Origin of the sequence: Luteolibacter rhizosphaerae, assembly GCF_025950095.1 — a bacterium.
GTDB lineage: Bacteria > Verrucomicrobiota > Verrucomicrobiia > Verrucomicrobiales > Akkermansiaceae > Haloferula > Haloferula rhizosphaerae.
Map to the genome: position 1 here is coordinate 89,342 of NZ_JAPDDR010000005.1, position 20,274 is coordinate 109,615.

Consider the following 20,274-nt stretch of genomic DNA (forward strand, 5'->3'; position numbering starts at 1 on the left):
GTGGGAGCGTGGTGAGGTGGCGGGGACTCCTTGCACCCCTTCAGGGTGCAAACTTGCAAGAAAGATCGACCCAGGGTTGCGTCGCGGTGCTCCTTACCCTGGGCTTTCTCCTTGCCGCCCCTTTGGGGCTCTGGAGGCGCGGGGTGGGGATGGTTTGGGAGCTGCGTATCGGTGGGAAAGTGTGATGCTGTTAGGGCTGATGCGAGCAGCCGGAAGGACGAGAGTCCTTCCGCTACCCTGAAGGGAAAAAAGAAGGCCGGGAGATTTCGCTCCCGGCCTTCAGCCCAATATTTACCCGGAAGATGATGGTCAGGGGGATTCGGTGATCTGGATGTCGATGAATCCCTTGGGTCCGCGGGGTGTGCCGCCGCCGATGTTTCCGTTGAGGCGGAAGCTGTGGTAGGTCCAGCCGGTATCGAGGGAGGGCATGCCGGCGGTGCTGGCTACAATCTCGCTGACGCCTTGGTCGAAAACGCTGAGGTTATTGCCGCCGCGGATGGTGTAGATCACCTTGTCGATGGTGGCATCGGCGGCGGGACCAGGGAGGTTGTCGAAGGTGGCACCATTGCGGGCTGGCAGGGTGATGACGAGGGCTTGATTGCCCGCGACCGTTTCGATGCGGGAGCGGATCTTACCGCTGGCTGCACGGAGGGTGGGGTTCTCATTGAGCGCGAACTCCTCGAAGTTGCTGAGTCCGTCGCGATCGGGATCGGCGCTCTTGTCGGCATCGGGCCCGGTGAGGGTGGGATAGCCCGAGATCCAGCCCGCAAAGGGATCCGACACGACGCGCAGCGATCCGCTGCCGGTGATGAGACCGGGGTGGGAGGTGCTGGTGAAGATGCCGGTGCCCTGGGCGGTGCCATTCACGAGGAAGGCGGCGACGGTGTCCTGCTGACCGTGGGTCAGATTCAAGGTGCCGCCGGTCTTCACTTCCACTGCCGCGGTATCGCTGAGGGTTGCGGTGGGCAGGGTGAGGGTGCCCAGCGAGACGGTAGTGGTGCCGGTGTGGGAGTAGCCGCCATTGAGGGCGAGCGTGCCGGCACCGGTCTTATCAAGATTGCCGGTGCCGCTGAGAGCGCCAGTGAAGGTGATGTTGTTCGCGGTGCCGGACGCATTTGCGGCTTTCACGGTGAAGTTACCGGAGGTCACGACGGGGAGTGAGGTGGACCACGGGGCCTTCGCGCCGAGGATACCGCCGGAGAGCTTGAGCGTGGCGACGAAGCCGGGAGCGGTGCTGCCGAGCACCATGCCGCCGGAGCCGACGTAGAGCTCGCCGATATTCATCACATTCACGGTGCTGGTGCCGGCGATGGCTCCTTGGCCGAATTGGATGCGCTCGACGGAGGCAACGCCGTTGCGGGCAAGCAGGGCGGCATTTCCCTGAAGCGGTCCGCCGAGGGTGATGCCTGCGGCGGCATCGCTGCTGGTAAAGGTGCCACCGTTGACATCGATGACCGACCAGCGGCCGCCGTTGTTCAGACCGACGACGATCGGTCCGCCGATATCAAGGCTGCCAGAATCGATGCGGGCGGAGACCGAGGAATTCGCTCCGGAGGTGACGCCCATCGAGAGACCGCCGGCGATATCGACATCGGCGCCATTCACGTAGAAGCCGATGCCGGTGGAACCTTCGACGGGCTCGGCAGTGTAGATGAGTCCGCCGCGGCCGATGCTCATGGATGAGGCGGTGAGGGTGCCGCCGATGGCGGAGATGAGGTAGTTGTTCGCGGAGTTGCCGGTGCCGTTCAGTCCTGCGGGGAAGCTGGCGGATCCGGTAACGAGCTCGAAGGTGGCGGGACCGGCGGGGCTATTCGCGACATTACCGGTTCCGACGGAGGTGATGGTGCCGCCATTGATCACAAGGCGGCCGGTGGCTCCGACGTTGATGGCAGAGTTGTTAAGCACGGCGGTGGGCTCGATGACGAGGGTTCCGCCGTTCACGGCGGTGCTGCCGCTGAAGGTGTGAACGCCGCTGAGAGAGAGCGTGCCGGTGCCGGTCTTCACGAAAGAGCCGCTGCCGCTCAGAATGCCGGTGTAGCTGGTGGTCGCACCATTGCCGCCCGCGGTGAGGGCGACGGGGGTGGTGAAGATATTATCCAGCGCGAGGTCCTTGTTGCCCTCCAGCGCGCCGATGGTGGCGGCGAAGAGGTTGTCGAAGTCGAGCGTGCCGCCACCGTTGTTATAGAGCAGCGTGCTGTTCTGAAGCGCGAGGGCTTCGAGAAGCACGAGCTTCCCGCCTAGGATCGCGGTGGTCCCGGTGAAGGTATTCGCGCGGCTGAGGGCCTTGTCCCCCGCGCCGGTGAGGACGAGATCGCCGGAGCCGGTGATCAGGTTTCCGATCAGCGGGGAATCCGAACGATTTACGGTAAGCGTCGTACCAACGGCGGTGAGGGCGATATCCCCGAGAACCGAGCCGGTGGTGCCGCCATTGCCAAGGGTGAGCGCTCCATTGAGGACGCTGACATTCCCGAGGAAGGTGGTGTCCGCCGCCAAGGTGAGGGTGCCGCCGCCGTCCTTGTTGAAGGGGGCGAGACCGGTGAGGCCGAAGTTATTGGCGAGGGTGACGTTGCTATCCATCAGGAAGGTAACCGGGCTATCGCCAAAGGTGATGGCGCGGTTCGAGATGTCCTGAGTATTCGATGGTGACCAAGCGAGGGTGGCGGCATTGAGGGTAAGGCTGCCGCTGCCGAGGCTGTTGTTGCCGAAGGTAAGCAAGCCGTTGCTGAAGTTGACGGCTCCGGCGAAGGTGTTCGAGCCACCGAGGGAGAGATCGCCGGGGCTGGACTTGGTGATGCTGCCGGCACCACTGATGTCCCCGAGCAGGGCGATGGAATCCCCGGCATTGGCGAGCGTGACGAGCAGCGGGTCGGTGAGCGCGAGCTTGGCGGCGATGGTGTGATCGCCTTGGAGGATATTGATCTCGGAGCTGCCGGTGCTTTGGTCGAGCGTGAGAACGGGCGTGCTGCCGGTGATGGTGTAGGAGTTCGCGTTGTTGAACTGAAGGATGCCGGCGGTGCGGCTGGCATCGAGCGTGACGGTGCGCGGTCCGGTAATGGTGCTGCCGAAGGTGGCGGTGGCGCCGATACCATTGGGCGCACCGTTGAGCCAGTTGCCGGCGATGCTCCAGTTGCCCGCGGCATCGACATTCCAGATCGAGGGGAGAGCGCCGCCGACGGTGAGGCGGATCGAGTTGCCTGCGACGCTGAAGGTGTAGGTGAGTCCGGCCTGCTGGCTGGCGGGATCGACCTCGAAGAGATCATTCGCATTACCCGTGAAGCTGCCGGCGAACTGGATGAGATCGTAGGTGCCGGGGGTGGTCCACTTCGCGGTGGAATTGGCGACTCGCAGATCGACCATGACCGGATTCGCGAGCGATGCGGCGGCGGTGAGGCCGTTGGTATTGCTCACCACGATCTTATCGTAGACGGTGCTATCCGTGAACTCGGCATGGAGGGTGGTGCCGCCTGCGAGGGCGAGCGAGCCGGTGGTGAGGGTGCCGACGGCGGTCGCTGCAGGAGTGACTGCTCCGGGGCGGAGATGGGATCCGGAGGTGGTGGTGGTGGCCCCGGCGATGCTACCGGTGCCGCCAAGGGTGGCGCCGCCCGCGAGGCTAACAGCTCCGGTGGAGGTGGCACTGCCGCTAGCGTTTGCTGCAACCAAGGTGCCGGAGCTGATGGCGGTGCTGCCGCCATAGGTATTCGCGGCGGAGAGGGTGACGACGCCGCTTCCATTCACCGCAAGCGCACCGGCACCGCTGATCGGGCTGGTGATCTCGTAGGAGTCCGCGGCGGTAGCGGCACCGAAGCTGGCGGTGATGCCGGAGGCGACGGTGAAGCTGCGTGGTGTGACGATGCCCGGCGCGGTGGCGATGATGCCGCCATTCGAGACGGTGAAGCTCACGGCGCCTGCGGCATCGCCCAAGGAGGCTGTGCTATTGATGCCGATGGTGCCGCCTTCGATGGAAGTGCCGGCGGTGTAGGTGTTGATGCCGTTGAAGTTCACACGGCCGTTGCCGCGCTTGATCACGGTGCCGGGTCCGGAGAGGATGCCGGGGTAGACGCTGTCCGCGGAGTTGTCGCGATCGAAGACGAGGGTAGTGCCAGCGGTCGTGATGACATTGGTGGCGGCGAGGCTGCCGGTGGCACCGTTGCCGACCTTGAGGGTGCCAGCGTTGAGCTGGGTATCGCCGGTGTAGGTGTTCGGGCCGCTCAGGGTGAGGGTGCCGGTGCCGACCTTGTAGAGGCGGGCGGCGCCGGTGGAATTGGCGATGATGCCGGCGTATTCGGAATCCTGGTTCAGCGCACCGACCTGCCAGTTGACGAAGCGGCCGTTCACGGTGCTGCCGCCCATGTAGGCGCTGGCGGTGCCGCTGAGCTTGCCGATGGCGTGGGTGGTGCCGATGGCGTTGTTCGGCGGATTGAAGATCTGGAAGACTCCGGCATTGGTAACGTGCAGGGAGAGTCCGGCGTGCAGCATGTTGGTGCCGTTCAAGCGCCACTCGGAATTCCCGGTGCCGGCGGATGAGGCGGTGACGGTACCGGTGAACCCGGTCCAGTTGCCGTTCATGTTACCACGGACATAGTTGCAGATCACATTGAGCGAGCCGCTGCCGGTGATGGTCGAATTGAAGTCGCCGCGCTGCATCGTGAAGACCGCGCCGGTCTGGCCGGCGGGGACGACGAGCGGATTGGTGAATCCGACCACGGTGGGGCCGTTGCTGCCGGTGGCACCGTTCAGCATGACCGAGCCACCTTCAAAGGTGATGGTCTTGGTGGCGGGTCCGATCGGTTCCTGATTGAGGGCTGCACCGGCGGCGCTGCTGGCGAGGTTTCCGCGGATGCGGAGTAGGCCGCCCTTGATGGTCATGGGGCCGGTGAAAGTGGCGGCATTGAGACCGGAGAGGAGGACTTCGCCGTTGCCGTCCTTGGTGAAGTTCCCCGCGCCGGTGATGACGCCGCCGACATTCAGGCTGCCTGAATGGGAGGTGAGGGTAATGGCGGAGGGGATGGAGACGGCACCTGCGCCAAGGGCGAGATTTCCTGGGCCGGTGTAGCTGAAGTTCGAGTTCCAGTTCTGGGCGTTGTTATTGGTCAGGGTGACGGCTCCGACCGGGTTGCCGATATTGCCGCCGGAGATGGTCAGGGTGCTGGTGCCGATGGCGGTGGCATTGCTGAGATTGAGGGTGCCGGCATTGACCGCGGTGGTACCGCTGTAGGTATTCGCGCCGCTCAAGGTAAGGGTGCCGGGGCCTGCTTTCGCGAGGCCGGCCGTGCCGGTGATCTGTGCGCTGATCTCGGCGAGGGCATCGGTGCCGAGAGCGTTGACGGTGATGACCGGCGAGCCGTCGAGGGTGAGGATGTTCAGGGGGTCGACGTTGTTATCGATCACCCAGAATCCGGCGGAAGATGTATTGGTATCGCCGAAGGTGATGCTGCCGATCGTGCGCGGGGTATCAAGGGCGGCGATGAAGGTCCCGTCCGGGATATCGATGGTGCTAAAGTTCGCGGTATTGCCAGCGCCGTTGGCGATGGTGCCGCCGGACCAGTTGGCGCTATCGCTCCAGAGGCCGGGGCTGGCTGTGCCGGTCCAAGTGCCGTTCTGGGCGTGGGCGGAGGTGAAGGCGCATGCGGTGGCGCAGGCAAGCAGGGCGGCGCGGACACCGCTCCCGGAAGGGGAGTTTTTCATGGGTTTGGCGATTCTTGGGTTAGCCCCGGGCGGGGCACCGCGGGGGTTCTCCGCAGTTACAAGAATCGTTATCCATGACGGACGAGAAAGCGTCGATTACCCCAAGGGGGGTATGACTCCCGCGTGGGGCTAGATAGGGAAGCGCGGCTCCTCCTTGGAGTCGCGGAACTTCATGGCGGCCTCCGTGCGAGAGCGGACATGGAGCTTCTCGTAGACGTGCTTGAGGTGCACGCGGACGGTCTCCACGGAGATATTGAGACGGTCCGCGATCTCCTTGTTGGCGAGGCCTTCGCAGAGCAGTTCGAGGATCTCGGTCTCGCGCTTCGAGAGCTTGAGGTCATCGCTGGATTGCTCGGGCTTCGCCGGTTGGTGGAAGGCCTCGACGACGCGGCGCGCGATCTCGGCACTCATCGGAGCACCGCCGGAACGGACATCGCGGATGGCATCTCGCACATCGGAAGGAGTAGAGCGTTTGAGGAGATAGCCGGAGGCACCGGCCTTCAGGGCGGCGAAGATCTTGTCGTGATCGCGATAGACCGTGACCATGATGACCTGGATGTCCGGGAGATGCTGCTTCACGCGGGCGGTGGCCTCGATACCGGACATGCCGGGAAGATTGATGTCCATGAGCACCACGTGCGGGCGGAAGGCATCGATCTTCTTCAAGGCATCCTCGGCCGTGGTCCAGACTCCGACGCAGCGGCAGTCGGGCGCGGATTCGACGATCTTGCGGAGGCTCGAGCCAAGCGCGGCGTTGTCTTCCACGATGGCTACATCGGTGGCGGGTTCCTTGGGCATGGTGAGTAAGACTAGGATTCGCCGCCGGGTCTATCAAGCAGCGGGACGTTGAGGATGACCGTGGTGCCGCGGCCCTTGGCGGTTTCGATGTGGCAGGTGCCACCGGCTTCGGCCATGCGGCGTTCAAGATTGCCGAGGCCATCGCCCCCGCGGGCGTAGTCGAGGTGGAAGCCCTTGCCATTGTCCTCGATATGGATCCCCAGGGTGTCGTTCTCCAAGACGATCTTGAGCTTCACCTCGGTGGAGGCGGAGTGCTTCACGACATTGTTGAGCGCTTCGCGTGCGGCGAGGAAAATGCTGTGGCGTTCGGTCGTAGCGAGGGGACGATCCGGGATCTCGCGCATGACCTCGCTGCGGAGCGGGATGCGGGCGATATCGAGGAACTCGCGGGCGAAGGCGGCGATGTACTCGACCAGCGAGCGCAGGGTGTCCTCACGCGGATTCACGGCCCAGACGATCTCGTCGAGAGCGCCGACGACACCTTTCGCTTTCGATGAGAGTTGGTCGAGCGGCGGGTGGAAAGGGCTGCCGGTGGCGTCCTCCGCGGCGAGCGCGGCGAGGATGGAGATCTCGGTGAGGCTCGCGCCGAGGTCATCGTGAAGATCGCGCGCGATGCGGGAGCGCTCGGCCTCGCGGGCATTGCGGATCCTGAGCTTCTCGATGCGGCGCTTCATCTTGCGGCGTGCCAAGAGCCATCCGGCAGCGGCGGCGACGAGGAGGACGCAGAGGCTGGCCGAGATGAGGAACCATGCCGTTTCCCAAAAATGGGGACGAATCACGATCTTCACGCTGGCGATGCGGTCGCTGCGAATGCCGTCTCCATTCACGGCCATGACCTCGAAGGTGTAGCGGCCCGGAGGCACGGCTTCGAAGGCGGCGATGCGCTGGGTGCCAAGCTCGCGCCAGACATCGTCGAGGCCGCTCATGCGGGCGCGGTAGGTGATCTTCTCAGGGGCGCTGTAGCCGAGACCGACGAAGCGGAACTCCACCCGGGAGCGGCCGGGGCCGGCTTCGATGTTGCCGCCGGTTGCATCGTGCTGCATGCCATTCACGCGGATGGATCGCAGGTAGACGGGCGGGGCGACCTTGTTGATCTCGACGAGTTCGGGGCGGACGCGGACGATGCCGTTGCCGGTCGGGAACCAGAGTCGACCGTCGCTGGCCTTCCATCCGGCGGGCTGATAGCCGCCGATGCATTCGCGCGATGGCAGGCCATCGGAACGATCGAGCCTGAGCCAATGGAGCGGGGCTTCGGGGTCTTTGATTCGCTGGAGGAGTTCCTTCCGGTTGGCGCGGAGGATGCCACCGAGCGAGCCGAACCAGAACTGCCCGCGGCCGTCGTCGAGCAGGCAGGTGAGACGTTCGTCAGGAAGGCCCTCGCCGGAGCCGAAGGAGTGCCAGCGCTTGCCATTCCAGAGGAAGAGTCCGCTGCCGAGGGTGCTGGCCCAGACCTCGTTCTCCGCCGCGAGGTGGATGCCGGAGATCCAGCGGTGCTGGAGATCGCTGCTTGCCCCGAGCGGCCTGAAGCGTCCCGGGCTGCCGAGGAGGACTTGTCCATCCGCAGTCCCAAAGACGATGCCACTCTTGCCGCCATTCCCGATTACGGTGATGTCGGGCTCGGGAATGTTCGCGGTGGCAGCGTGCTGTTGGACCTGATCGTCCTTGAGCGAGGCCAAGCCTTGGGAACCGCCGAACCAGAGGGTGCCCGATGAATCCTGATGGATGGTCCTGACCTTCGATGGGACTTGGGTCTTGGCGAAGGGGGTCTTGAACACGCCGTCCTTGCCAGTGAAGACGCTGCCTTCGCGGGCTGCGGCCCACAGGGTGCGATCGCGGTCTTCAAACAAGGTGCCGATGGCGCGGTGGTAGCCGCCGGGCACGAGATCGATCTGCTCGGATCCTTGCGGAGTCCAGCGCGTGATGCCGCCGCTGCGGTTCGCGAGCCACCACTCACCGGAGCTGGCCTGCATCACCGCGAAGATCGCGTTGTCCGAGAGTCCGCCGGTCTTGTCCAGGACTTCGACCCGGCTAGTCTTCACACGGATCAGGCCATTGATCGGAGAAGCGACCCAGACATTTCCTTCCCGGTCCTCTAACAGTTCATTCGCCGCTACGGGTGAACCTGCGCCCGGAAGCAACACCGGCAGAACGGTGCCATCGGAGGCTTTCAGTTCCAGCCCGCCCGAACTTGCTTCCGCCCAAGTGCCTCCGTCGCGGTCCTCCAGGCGTGGTGTGGCGGCGGGTTCCTCGCGCCTGCCTTTCCGTGCTTGGTCCGCGAAGTCCCGGTGAAAGCTTTCAATGATGGCGTCGGCAGGCTGGGCAACTTCGATGGCGATGCCGTTCTCGATGCGGTGGAATTCCTCGCCGCGCTTGATGTGGATCTCGCCTTGCTTCGTCTCCAGCAGTTGCGTGACGAGAGGGGGGCGGGGTTTGATGGCATCCGGCAAGACGCGCTCGAACTTCCCATCACGGATCAGGAAGAGCCCGCCCTGGAAGGTGGCCACCCATACGTCGTTCTTCCCGCTGGTGTAGAGGCGCCAGAAGGCGAAGCGGCTGCGGCGCTGCCGGCCATCGAGTTCGATCGGCTCGAACTCGATGCCGTCGAAGCGCGCGACTCCCTCCGCCGTCGCGACCCAGAGGTAGCCATCGCGGGACTGGATCACGGAACGGACGACGTTTCCCGGCAGGCCGTCCTCGGACTGCCACTGTCTCACCAGCAAGCGGCTCTCACCCTGCGCGATGGAGACGCGCAGCAAGAGAAGCAAGACGAGGAGATAGAGACGCACGGGAACAGCTTGCACCGGGGCTACGGAACTTGTCGAGGAAAGCACTCGAAGCTGCTAAGGAGTAAACTCGACGCGGTAGAAGGCGCGGCTGAAGGAGGCAGGATCCGTGAAGCTGGCGGTGCTGCCGATGCCACCCGTGACCGTGCCGATGGGCTCCCATGTGCCGCTTCCGAGGGCGAGGCGACGTTTCACGGTGAAGACCACACCGGGTGCGCTGGGCCAGACGAGGGTGCGGCCGCTCACGCTGGTCCGGAAGGCGCTGCCTCCGTGGGCGGGATCGAGGCCGAGACGCCATTCGACGAGGTTCGAGCTGCCATCGAGATCGGTATCATCGGTTGATGCTTGAGCGAGATTGCCGAAAGAGGAGAGTTCCCAAGAATCCGGCAGACCGTCTTCGTCACTGTCATCGATCACGAGGACCACTTGGCCGGGCATAAGGGTCGAGAGATGGGCGGTGGTGCCGGAGGGAATGCCAATGAGGGATGCGCTGCCGCTCAAGGTGCCACCGTAGCTGATGAGGGGGTAGCGACCGAATCCGGTGCCGGGTGCGAGGGCGATCTGGATGGTGCCGCCGAGAGCGAGATCGCCGGAGACGGCGAGCAGATCGGTGGAGCGTAGCTTGGTGAGGGAACCGGCACCGAGAAAGGCGCTGCCGTGAACTGCGAGAGTGCCGGAGGGACCGCTCGCGAAGCCGCGACCTTCGAGGGTGCCGTTGACGTTGAGATCCGCGGAGAGTGTTCCGTAGGCTGTCATGGATGCACCGGAGTCGAGCGAGACAACATCGGTGGCGAGGCTTCCGCCGCTGATCTTCAGGAAGGCCGCCGATGCGACATTCACGGCGCTATTGCTGGTGACACTGCCGGTGATTTCCAAGGTGCCTTGCTCCACCGTGGTGCCGCCTGCCCAGACACCGGTGCCGCTGAGGGTCCAGGTGCCGGAGCCTTGCTTGACGATATTGGTGAGTGTGGAGCCAGGGATCTGCTCGGCGATGGTTCCGGCGAAGGTCGTGGAGCCACCTTTCGCTCCGATCAGATAGGTAAGTGCACGTCCGCCGGTGACGCCGCCCAAGAGGGTGGAACCTGAAGCACCCGAGAGTTGGCCGATGCGGATGGAAGTGCCCGCGCCTTGATTGAGGATGCCGGTGTGCTTCATCGCGACGCTTGCTCCCAGATACAGCGAGGCATTCGGGAAGCCATCGGGAGTGTAGTTCTCCGCCATACGGAATTCACTGCCGGTCGCGGAACTGACATTGAGCTGGCCGGTGAATGCGGACCAATCTCCATAGAAGTCGCCGCGAACGTAGCTGACGACGAGATTGAGTGTGCCGGCCCCGCTGAGGGTGCCGCTCAGCGAGCCGCGCTGCGGGCTGTGCAGGGTGCCGCTCTGGCCCGCGGGAACGATGAGTGCATTCGGGAGATCGCCTGCGCCGGGCAGGCCGGTGCCGGAATCGTGCATCCTGAGGGTGCCGCCAAGGAAGGTCACCGCGCCAGTGCCGAGGCCCCAGCGGTTCGCGGCTTCGTTGCCGAGCTGGATGGTGCTGCCGATAGCGATGGAGGTGCCGCCGCTGTAGCTATGGCGGGTGTGGTAGGTGAGTGTAGCAGTGGCCGCCGTGGCGGTGGTGGCGGACATGGTGAGGGTATTGCCCGAGATGCCGGTGATGGTGGTGCCGTAGGGGAAACCACCGCCCATGACGACCATGCCCGGTGCGAGGCTTGCGGCATCCGTTACCGTTACCTGATTGCTTCCCGAGGTGGTGGTGCTGCTAAGGCTCAAGATGTCAGGAAGGAGCGTGAGCAAACCGTTGCCGGTTTTCACGAGCGAGGTGCTGCCGGCGATCATGCCGATGCCGTCGAAGGTGTAGGCGCGAGTGCTGTTAGAGATGGTGATCGCGCGGGGCTGGAGGGTGCCGTTGAGCATGACGGTGCCGACCGGGGAGCTGTCGTCGAAGATGACGGCATCGAGGTTGAAGAAGGTGGGCGTGGGGCCGCTGGTGAAGTTGGCGGTGGTATCGAGATCCCAAAGTCCACCACCCGCGGTGCCGCTCCAGACGAGCGAGGCCGGTGGGGTGCCGCTGACCACGAGATTCACGAAGGCGGGACTGCCGCCGCTGGATTGGCGCTGGACGGCGAAGGTCTGGCGGGAGCCGGGAGGGAGGCCGACGAGATTGAGGGCGGGTGCCGGATTCGCGGCCATGGTCGCTGCGCCGTCGATGAGGGGGTAGGTGCCATTGCCGAGCACGCCCTCGGTCGCGCTGACGTGGAGATTCACGGTGGCACCGGAGAGCGTGAGGGTGCCGCTGCTCACGTTGATCCGGTCGTTGGCTCCGGCGGGGGAGCCCGAGAGATCATAGCGGATGTTGCTGGTGCCGTTCAGGGTGAGGCCTGCGCCCGTACTGAGAGTGCCTGCGTGTCCTTGGGAAGGGCCGGGGTCGAGGGTGCTTCCGGAGGCGGCGGTGACGAGTCCGCCGATGCTGCCGCTGCCACCGAGGATTGCGCCATTAGCGACGGTGGTGGCGGTATTGCCCAAGGTGCCATTCACCCGGAGCGTGCCTGCATTCACGCCGGTGATACCGCTGTAGGTGCTGGAGCCGGTGAGGGTCCAGGTGCCGCTGCCGACCTTGTTCAGGTTGGTTGCTCCGCCGCCATTGACGATGGCACCGGCGAAGGTGGCGGTGGTGTTGAGGCCGCCGATGTTGTAAGTGCTGACGACGGTGCCGGTCTGGGTGCCGCTCAGGGTGGTGCCACTGCTGGTGGAGGTGAGTTCGCCGATCTCGAAGGGTGTGGTCGCGCTACCATTGCGGTTCATCAGCTGCGAGGTGCCGCTGCCGAGATCGACGGCAACGGCGGCGCTGCCGAAGTTCAGGTTCGAGTTGCCATTGAGACGGATGCGGGGATTGCCGCTGCCTGCCACGATCCGCCCGGTGAAGCCGGACCAAGTGCCGCCGATGGTCCAGAGTTGGTTGGCGGTTGCATGGAGCGTGAGTGGCTGTGTGCCGGTCCAGCTGCCGCCGATCGCGTGCTGCGAGCCAATCGTGATGGTGGCGGGCTGGTTGAACTCGAGGAGGTTGCCGAGAGTACTGTTAGAGGGAGGGGCGAGGGCGAGTGAGCCGCCGTTCAGGGAGATCTTCGCGGTGCCTGCGGCAGCGGCGGTATTCAGGGCGAGGGTGCCTTGCTCGATGGAGACGCTGTTGAAGCTGTTGGTGCCGGTGTTATTGATGGTGAGATTGCCGCTGCCGCGCTTGGTGAGTGCATTGGTGGTGCTGATGGCACCGGCGCCGTTGAAACTATAGTTCGCGGAGGAGTCGACCTCGACGGTGGTGGCGAGGACTGCGGCGGGGAGATTGATCGCGGGCGATGCGGAGCCGGTGTCGCCGAAGCGGACGCGATCTCCGCTGGTGAAGGCGACGGGGGTGCCGTCGTTCAGCCAGTTGTTCGAAGTCGTGTCCCAATCGCCGGCTGTGCCGCGCCAATCGAGATCGGCAGGGGCGCTGTTGTTGGTGACGCAGATGAGGAACTGCTGGGTCCAAGTGCTGCCCTCCGTATCGGTCACGGTGAAGAGGAAGCCACCGCGTCCGGCACTGGCTTGGGTGTTAAAGGTTACGATGCGGTTGCCCGGGCCGCTTTGGGTGGCACTACCGCCGCCAATGCCGGTGAGGGTGAAGGCTGGAGCATTGGTGAAGCCGGCGGTGTAGCGCGAGAGATCGACGATGAGGGAGCCGCTCTTTACGACGAATGCGTGGGGCACCGCCTTGAAGTGGAGGTATTCCTCTAGCCGCGTGTATCCGCTCGCGCTGCCTGCCGGAAAGTAGGTGGTGCCGCTGACGGTGGTGTTGTGGTCCTGGGTCGCGGGATTCCAGCCGAGCGCGGTCTCGTAGGCATCCGGCATGGCGTCGCGGTCGGTGTCGATCGGAGCGGTGGCGGAAGCGAGGGTTCCGAAACCGCTGTTGCTTACACCGGCGAGATCGCTTTCACGGGTGATATGATTCGCGGTCTGGTTCGCGAGGTTCTGGAGGAGGCGCGTGTCCACCTCATCGCGGAGCGGGCCGGGGTGTGAGGCATCCAGGCGGAGTGGTCCGGCATTCGAGAGGATCTTCTTGTAGGCGAGCAGCGCGGGATCCGTGGTGACGGTGAGCGAGCCGGTATTCGCGTAAGGCGAAGCGAGCTGGATGTAGTTGCCGGTCGGGTTGGTTGCGGCGTTGTAGGCCGATCCACCGACGATGCTGTAGCCGCGGTCGGTGCCATTGAGGAGGCCGTCGCCATCGCGGTCGTGGAGGTTGTTCGCGACGTGGACCGAGAAGTTCGGATAGCCGTTGCGATCGAGGCTGGCCTTCTCCAACGGCGTATTCCTGATATTCCCCGGCGGGCAGATGAAGTAGTTCCCGACGACGTTCGACTTCCATCCGGCGGGAGTCTGGGAGTCACCCATGATGAAGCCGATGTCCCAGTCGAAGGTGACATTGTTCACCCACTCTAACAGCCCGGCGGGTCGTGCCTTCGGGTTGCGGGTGTGATTGTGGGCCCAGAGGGTGTGATGGCAGGTGGCGTGGTTCTGGTCCCAGAGTCCGCCGCAGGAGTGGCTCTCCAGGCCCCATGCATTCAGCGCCCACTGCATGGTGAGATTCTCCGGCGGGCTGCCGAAGGACGAGATGTTCTCGTCCGTGCTGAAGGCCATCGAGATATGGTCGAGGATCGCGTTCTGGCAGCCGCTATCGAGGTCGATGCAATCGCCGCCGGAGCCGTTCTTGCCGTGGCGGAAGCGCAGATGGCGGATCACGATGTCATCCGCGGAGATCCGGAAGGTGCCGTTTCTCAGCCCGATGCCATCGCCCGGCGCGGTTTGGCCGGCGATGGTGATCTTGTTCTGCGTGATCCGCAGGTTCGATCCCGGCACGTGAATGTATCCGCTGACCGCGAAGACGATGGTACGACCGCCGGAGGGCGCGGTGGCGATGCCCTCGGCAAGCGATCCGGCGCCGCTGCTGTTCAGGTTCGTGACGATGTAGACATCCCCGGTTCCGGTTCCCGAGGTGGTGCCGCGCCCGCCCTTGGCATAGGCCCCGTAGCCTTCGGCACCGGGGAATGCGGGGATTTGGGCAGCCGCAGTGAGGGCAAGGAGAAGAAAGAGGAGAGACTTCACGGATCGGTGCGGAAGGGGGCGGCGGGGAGGTCCGCGGAGTTGTAGAGATTCGCGCCGACGGGATTGTCGGCCCAGGCATAGCGCACGTAGGCAGGGCGTGGGACGGCGGCGCTGTGGACGACTACCATCTCGCCATCGATCTCGGCATCGGCCCAGACGAACTTGCGGTCATCGCCCGCGATGGCGAATTGTTTGAGCGGCCCATCCTTCGCCACGAGGCCTCCGCCGATGTGATCGAAGTGAAGGCGCACGCGGCCGTCCTCGATCTCGGCCATCTTGAAGACGGGACCGCAGGGCTCAAGCTGTTGGCCATAGGTTCCGCCCAGCGCGAGAAGGGCGAGGCGCTTGCCGACATCCTGCTTGTTGCGCGGATGGACGTCCTTTTCGTCGCCGATGTCGATGGTCACGGCCATGCCGGTGTTCGGCAAGGCGAGCGAGGTAGCCTGAGCCTCGCGCATGCTGGCGAGGCGGCTGTCTCCCGGAGCGGAAGGCGGGGCATTGTGCGCGGCAAGCTGGACGAAGTAGAAGGGGAAATCGCCGCGATTCCAGCGAGTGCGCCAGTCTTCGATCAGGTTTCTCTGCAGTACAGGGTAGAGTTTGCGGGTGCCGCCATTCGACTCACCCTGATACCAAATGGCACCGCGCATGCCATAGCCCACGACGGGTGCAATCATGCCGTTGTAGAGCACGGCGGGATTGTGCTGGTCCTGTAGCGGGTCGGGGTGCTTCGGTGCACGGCCTTTCTTGCCGGAGTCCAACCACTTCGCCTGCGAACTGCCGTATTTCTCGAAGGCTTTCGGATCGTCGCGATAGGCGATGAACTTTTTGCCGAAGGCATCCAGCAGAGGCTTGAGGCTGCTCTCCTCGCGCAGTTTCGGATCGCTGATCCATGCCTCCGCGGTGCTGGCTCCGTAGGCGCAGGTGATGAGACCCACGGGGACCTTGAGCGTGGACTGGAGCTCGCGGGCGAAGAAGTAGGCTGCAGCGGAGAAGTCGCCGACGGTTTGCGGGGAGCATGGTTTCCACTCTCCTTCGATCTCGCGCTGGGGATCTTCGCGCATCGTCCACTCGGCGGTGAACATCCGAATCTGCGGGTGATCTGCTTGGGCTACTTCGTCCTCCCAATTGGTGGTTCCGGAGAAGTAGCGCTTCTCCGTCTTTGCCACGGTGAAGTCCATGTTCGACTGGCCGGAGCAAAGCCAGACCTCTCCTACATACACGTCGTCGAAGCGCTTGGGGACCCCCGCCGTCACCTCCAGCACATGCGGTCCTCCGGCGGGGAGCGCGGGGAGTTCCAAGCGAAAGTGGCCTTCTTGGTTTGCCTTGGTGCTCGTGGATTTCCCGGCGATCGAGGCTCTCACTTCGGCGCCGGGTGCGGTGCGGCCCCAGATGGGATTGGCGGAGTCGCGCTGGAGCACCATGTGGCGGGAGAAGATCCTCGGTAGCCAGAGGTTGGCGGGCAGGAGAGAGGGGCCAAGCCCGGTGGTGCGCAGGGCTTTGGCCAGTTCCGCGGCGTTGAATTCAGCGCCGGCATGACTGGTGTGCGTGTGGTCGCTTCCGGCGAAGAGAGTCGCGGTTTGTTCGGGGCCGATCGCTTCGTAACGGTCGGCGAGCAGGGAGTTGAAGTCGATGAAGGCGGCTCCCGCTTGTTCGGCGGCGATGCGAGCCCAGCCTGCATAGCTGTCTTGGGAGCGACCAACCTTGCCATCCTTCCAAAGATTCCGGGGGATAGGGGAGACGACGATTGGGGTGGCGCCCTTCGACTTCGCGTCCGCGACGTATTTCCGCAGATACCAGCCATAGCTGTGAACGGTCTCCGGCTTGCCATCGGTGGAGCGGATGATTTCTTCGGTCTCCTCGCCGGCTCCCTTGATCGAGGCCCGACAGCGCTCGTCATTGATCGGTCCGCCGTCGTTGTGGCCGAATTGCATCAGCACGAAGTCACCCGATTTCAGGTTTGCCATCACGGCGTCCCAGCGGCCTTCGGTAAGGAAGGTGCGGCTACTGCGACCGCCGATCGCGCGATTGATCACCTCGATCTTGGCAGGATCGAACTCCGCGACCAAGGGATCGCCCCAGCCCTCCTGACCGGTGGTCTGATTGCGGACGGTGGAATCGCCGATGATGAAGAGGGTCGGCTTTGCCCCCAGAGCTGCGATCAGCCAACTGAAGAGGGAAAGCAGGAAAAGACTACGCATGCCCGGTACTATGAATCTGCCGGGCATTTTTGTCGCTTACCCGCTTGGGGTAAAGACGACGACCGGCACCCTATTTCGCCCCTAGCTCTTTCTTGAAAAAATCGATCGTGCGCTGCCATGCCAGCTTGGCGGCGGCTTCGTCGTAGCGAGGGGTGGTGTCGTTGTGAAAGCCGTGATTTACGCCGGGGTAAATGAAGGCCTCATACTTCACTCCGGCTTTCTTCAGGGCTTCCTCATAGGCGGGCCATCCGGCATTCACGCGCTGGTCGTTCTCCGCATACTGGAGAAGGAGGGCTGCTTTGATTTTAGGGACATCATCGGCAGCGGGCTGACCACCGTAGAAAGGGACGGCAGCCTTGACGATATCAGGGAGACGGACTGCCAAGGTATTCGCCATCCCGCCGCCGAAGCAGAAGCCGACCGCGCCGACCTTGCCATTGCAGAACTCGTGGGCATGCAGCCACTTGGTGGCGGCGATGAAGTCCTCCTCCATCTCTTCCTTCTTGCGCTGGGCTTGCAGGGTGCGTCCTTCGTCGTCGTTGCCGGGATAGCCGCCGAGCGGGGTAAGTGCGTCCGGCGCGAACGCGACGAAGCCGTCCACGGCGAGGCGGCGGGTCACATCCTCGATGTAGGGATTCAGGCCGCGGTTCTCGTGGATGACGATCACGCCGGGCAGTTTGCCCTCCGCCTTCGCAGGGCGGGCGAGGTAGCCCTTGATCTTGCCGCCGCCTGCGGGCGAATCGTAGGTTTCGTAGGAGACCTTGATCCGTTCGTCTTCCTTTGCGACCTGCTCGGCGAGGGCATACTTCGGGCTCAGGGCGGCGAGAAGCCCGGCAGCCGTCACCCCGCCGACAGCGAAGCGCGAGGCGCGGTCGAGAAAGCCGCGGCGGCCGACCTGGCCGTGCACGTATTCATCGTATAGATCGAGCAGCTCCTGCGGGAAATCTTGTGCGGTTTTCCGGTCCATCCCGATAGAACCGTGTCGGTGCGGGGAAAGTTGCTGTAGTCCCTGTCATCGCGCCCTAGCGAAGGGGGATGAGCTTCACGGGACCGAGTAGGCCTGAATCCATGGAGGTCCATCCGGCCGCATCGAAGGGCTTGTAGTGGATGTTGACGAAGTTGATCTCGTGGAAGGATTTCCATGAGACCTTCCGGCGGTCGAGGTCGGCGATGCGGTTCGCCGCGAGGTTCGTCACTTCGATCTCCAGAAGGTTCTTCCCCGGTTTCAGCGCATCGCCTGTCATCAAGCGGTGCGGGGGAGCCCAGCAGGAGCCGAGCGATGTCCGGTTAAGAGTTACGCGCGCAGTGTGGGCGATCGCGCCAAGATCGAGCAGGGCGGGGGACTCACCATTCCAATCGAACTCCAAGCGGTAACGGGCGGTTCCGGAGAAGTTCCGGTAAGCATCGCCCTCGCGCTTGGCCCATGAGGAGAGTTCCTTGCTGTGATAGGCGGCTGGGAGCTCGGGGCCGCCTTCGATGAACTCGATCTGCCAGTCGCCAGCGAGAGTGATCGCCTCGCCCTGAACTTCCCGGTCGAGCCACGAGGGGCCTTCGGCTTGCTTGGCGCGGTAGGTTCGCAGGATTCGTGACTCTCCCGCCGCGAGGACGAGTCTGATCCCGCCTTCCGTGGAGGTTATTCCGCTGTTCCCGCGCATCGGGTCGAACATGGTGGCTGACTGGCAAGGGGTCGCCAGAGTGAGCTTGGTGTCGATGTCCGCGCCGGATGAGTTCACGATGAAGTAGCTCCAACCGTCCTCATGCTTGCGTCGCACGAAGCGGAGTTTCTTCCCGGCCATCGGCTCGACTTTCACTGCGGCGCCATCCAGAAGGCGGGCGAGGTCGCCACGCGAGATGAAGCTTGCGCCTACCGCTGAATCGGTGTTGTTCGCATAAGGGGCGAAGAGTGCGGTGAGCTCGCGGCTGCCCTCACCCTTGCCGTGGAAGCCGGGAGACTCCTGCGGCGGATCACCGAGGATGCCGATGCGGGCGCCCTTTCCTGCGAGGTCGAGTAGATGCCTGGCGGTCGCCGCACTCATGAAGCGCGTTTCCGGAATCAGCAGGGTCTTGTAGCTGCCTGTGCCCATGCGGATGCTGCCGCCTTCTACCTTGGCTCCGGAGAGGAGACGATCGGAGACGAAGTCACACGGGATGCCCTGCTGCCACATGGCCATGGCCGCACGGTAGAAGGACGAGGGGTGGAGCCACTTGTCCTGATTGTGCACGGTGAAGAGCGGCAGGCCCGCGGCGCCATCGTGCCACAGATCGTGCATGGGGAAGTAGAGCAGCACCTCGGCGTCCGGCGTGCCGGATTGCAGCATTGCCTGGCAGCGCGCGATGTAAGAGGTGAAGGCGGGCATCTCCCTCCACAAACCGCCATTCGGGCCCATGTGGGTGGAGGCGTAGAAGAGCCAGCCGGGCCAGCCGGCATCCTGAGGCGAGTAGGGAATGCCGTGGAAGAAGATGTGGTTCACCCCACCCAGCCACACGAAGTCGGCGGCTTCCTTAAGCTTTGCGGGAGTTACCCGGAAGTGCTCGTCGAGCCAAGTGAAGGTCTCGGCGGAGACGAGATTCTTGCCACTCAGATGCGCCGCGGAAGAGGCAAATTGAAGCATCGGGATCTGAGCTTCATCGACGTGGCGAAAAATCTCCGTTTCCGGGATGTCGGCCACGGCGTAGTGATCTAACAGATTGCCCGGAGAGCCGTGTGCTTGATTGCGGGTAAGGCTGCCCCGGTCCTTCGCCCAGTCGTGCCACTTCGCCAGATAACCACGATGCAGGTCGCTCATGGTTTCGCGATAGTCGGCGCGGACCCGTGCTATCGTATCGGGATCTCCCTCGCCTTGGAGTGCGGGTAGCTGCGAGCGCAGGTCGTATCCCTGGAGTTCTTGGAAGCGCGCGAGGAGATCATCGGTCCAGGCCGCGCCGTAGTATTCGAAGGAGTCGTGAAAATGCGCGCGTGGCTCCGGAATATCGGGACGATCCAGAGCGGTGTCGAAGGCCTTCAGATAGGCTTCCATCGAACTTGTGGAGAAGGGATCGAGGACCAATCCGGCTCCTCCCGGTGCGGAGCGCTTCACCTTCTGGATGCCGTGCTTCGAGATCCAGCCATGGATCGACCACTTGCCCGCGGGAGGTGTCCAGAGCAGGCGGTCGCCGGTGATCTTGTCGGAGAGGTCGAGCGGTTCGCCGGACTCCGGCCATGCCTTCAACACTTCCACCCGGCCTTTCGGGAGGGGGAGTTCCACCTGCTTCCCATCCGTGACTGTGATCTTCACGTCGATGAGGGAAGCCGAGGCAAGGTCTTCGCCCACCCAAGGTCCGCCGAAGGGCCAGCCGGTTCCGGTGGTGAGATCGAGGCCGAGGTCCAGTCGATCGGCTTCCGATGCGGCGTGGGCATAGGCGCGGGTCCATGCTTCGGAGAGGAAGGGAAGGTCGCGTTTCTCGTAGCCCTTGGCGCCATAGATCGGGCAGATCTCCACGCCTCCGAGCCCAGCCTTCGAGAAGTCTTCGAGCTGCTTGCTCAAGCCGGGGGCATCCACGCCGCTGCCAAGCCACCACCAGCGGGTCCAGGGTTTCGCCTCCCTCGTCACGGCTGGCCATGCGGTGTCATCGGCGCTTGCCAAGGGGGCGACGAGGAGAGCGAGAAGCAAAGTGGGCTTTATCATGGCGAA

General features: G+C 64.1%; 7 protein-coding genes. All 7 read right to left on the bottom strand.

Annotation, left to right across the window (positions count from 1 at the left end):
- Window positions 1-309: 309 nt before the first annotated feature.
- Entirely contained in the window at window positions 310-5,685 is a 5,376-nt protein-coding gene (locus OJ996_RS10695) for a beta strand repeat-containing protein (protein ID WP_264513552.1), read from the bottom strand.
- A 129-nt stretch (window positions 5,686-5,814) separates the two neighbouring features.
- On the bottom strand, window positions 5,815-6,483 hold the full coding sequence (locus OJ996_RS10700) for a response regulator (protein ID WP_264513553.1): 669 nt from the start codon (window positions 6,481-6,483) through the stop codon (window positions 5,815-5,817).
- 11 nt (window positions 6,484-6,494) lie between these two features.
- A complete protein-coding gene (locus OJ996_RS10705) occupies window positions 6,495-9,269 on the bottom strand; it encodes a sensor histidine kinase (protein WP_264513554.1) in 2,775 nt (924 codons plus the stop codon).
- Window positions 9,270-9,323: 54 nt separating this feature from the next.
- Window positions 9,324-14,405, bottom strand: coding sequence for an autotransporter-associated beta strand repeat-containing protein (locus tag OJ996_RS10710; RefSeq protein WP_264513555.1), 5,082 nt, complete (start codon window positions 14,403-14,405; stop codon window positions 9,324-9,326).
- Complete coding sequence (locus tag OJ996_RS10715; protein ID WP_264513556.1) at window positions 14,402-16,603, bottom strand: sialate O-acetylesterase; 2,202 nt, start codon at window positions 16,601-16,603, stop codon at window positions 14,402-14,404. Before OJ996_RS10715 ends, OJ996_RS10710 begins: the two co-directional genes overlap by 4 nt.
- Before the next feature lie 70 nt (window positions 16,604-16,673).
- Window positions 16,674-17,570, bottom strand: a complete 897-nt coding sequence (locus OJ996_RS10720) for a dienelactone hydrolase family protein (protein WP_264513557.1) — start codon at window positions 17,568-17,570, stop codon at window positions 16,674-16,676.
- 55 nt (window positions 17,571-17,625) lie between these two features.
- Window positions 17,626-20,268 carry a glycosyl hydrolase gene (locus OJ996_RS10725; RefSeq protein ID WP_264513558.1) on the bottom strand — a complete coding sequence of 881 codons (2,643 nt, stop codon included), beginning with the start codon at window positions 20,266-20,268 and terminating at the stop codon, window positions 17,626-17,628.
- Window positions 20,269-20,274 lie beyond the last annotated feature (6 nt).

What these genes read in the sequence shown, in the direction of transcription:
- OJ996_RS10715 (WP_264513556.1), bottom strand. Translation starts at nt 16,603, where the DNA reads ATGCGTAGTCTTTTCCTGCTTTCCCTCTTCAGTTGGCTGATCGCAGCT.
- OJ996_RS10725 (WP_264513558.1), bottom strand. Translation starts at nt 20,268, where the DNA reads ATGATAAAGCCCACTTTGCTTCTCGCTCTCCTCGTCGCCCCCTTGGCA.
- OJ996_RS10720 (WP_264513557.1), bottom strand. Translation starts at nt 17,570, where the DNA reads ATGGACCGGAAAACCGCACAAGATTTCCCGCAGGAGCTGCTCGATCTA.
- OJ996_RS10695 (WP_264513552.1), bottom strand. Translation starts at nt 5,685, where the DNA reads ATGAAAAACTCCCCTTCCGGGAGCGGTGTCCGCGCCGCCCTGCTTGCC.
- OJ996_RS10700 (WP_264513553.1), bottom strand. Translation starts at nt 6,483, where the DNA reads ATGCCCAAGGAACCCGCCACCGATGTAGCCATCGTGGAAGACAACGCC.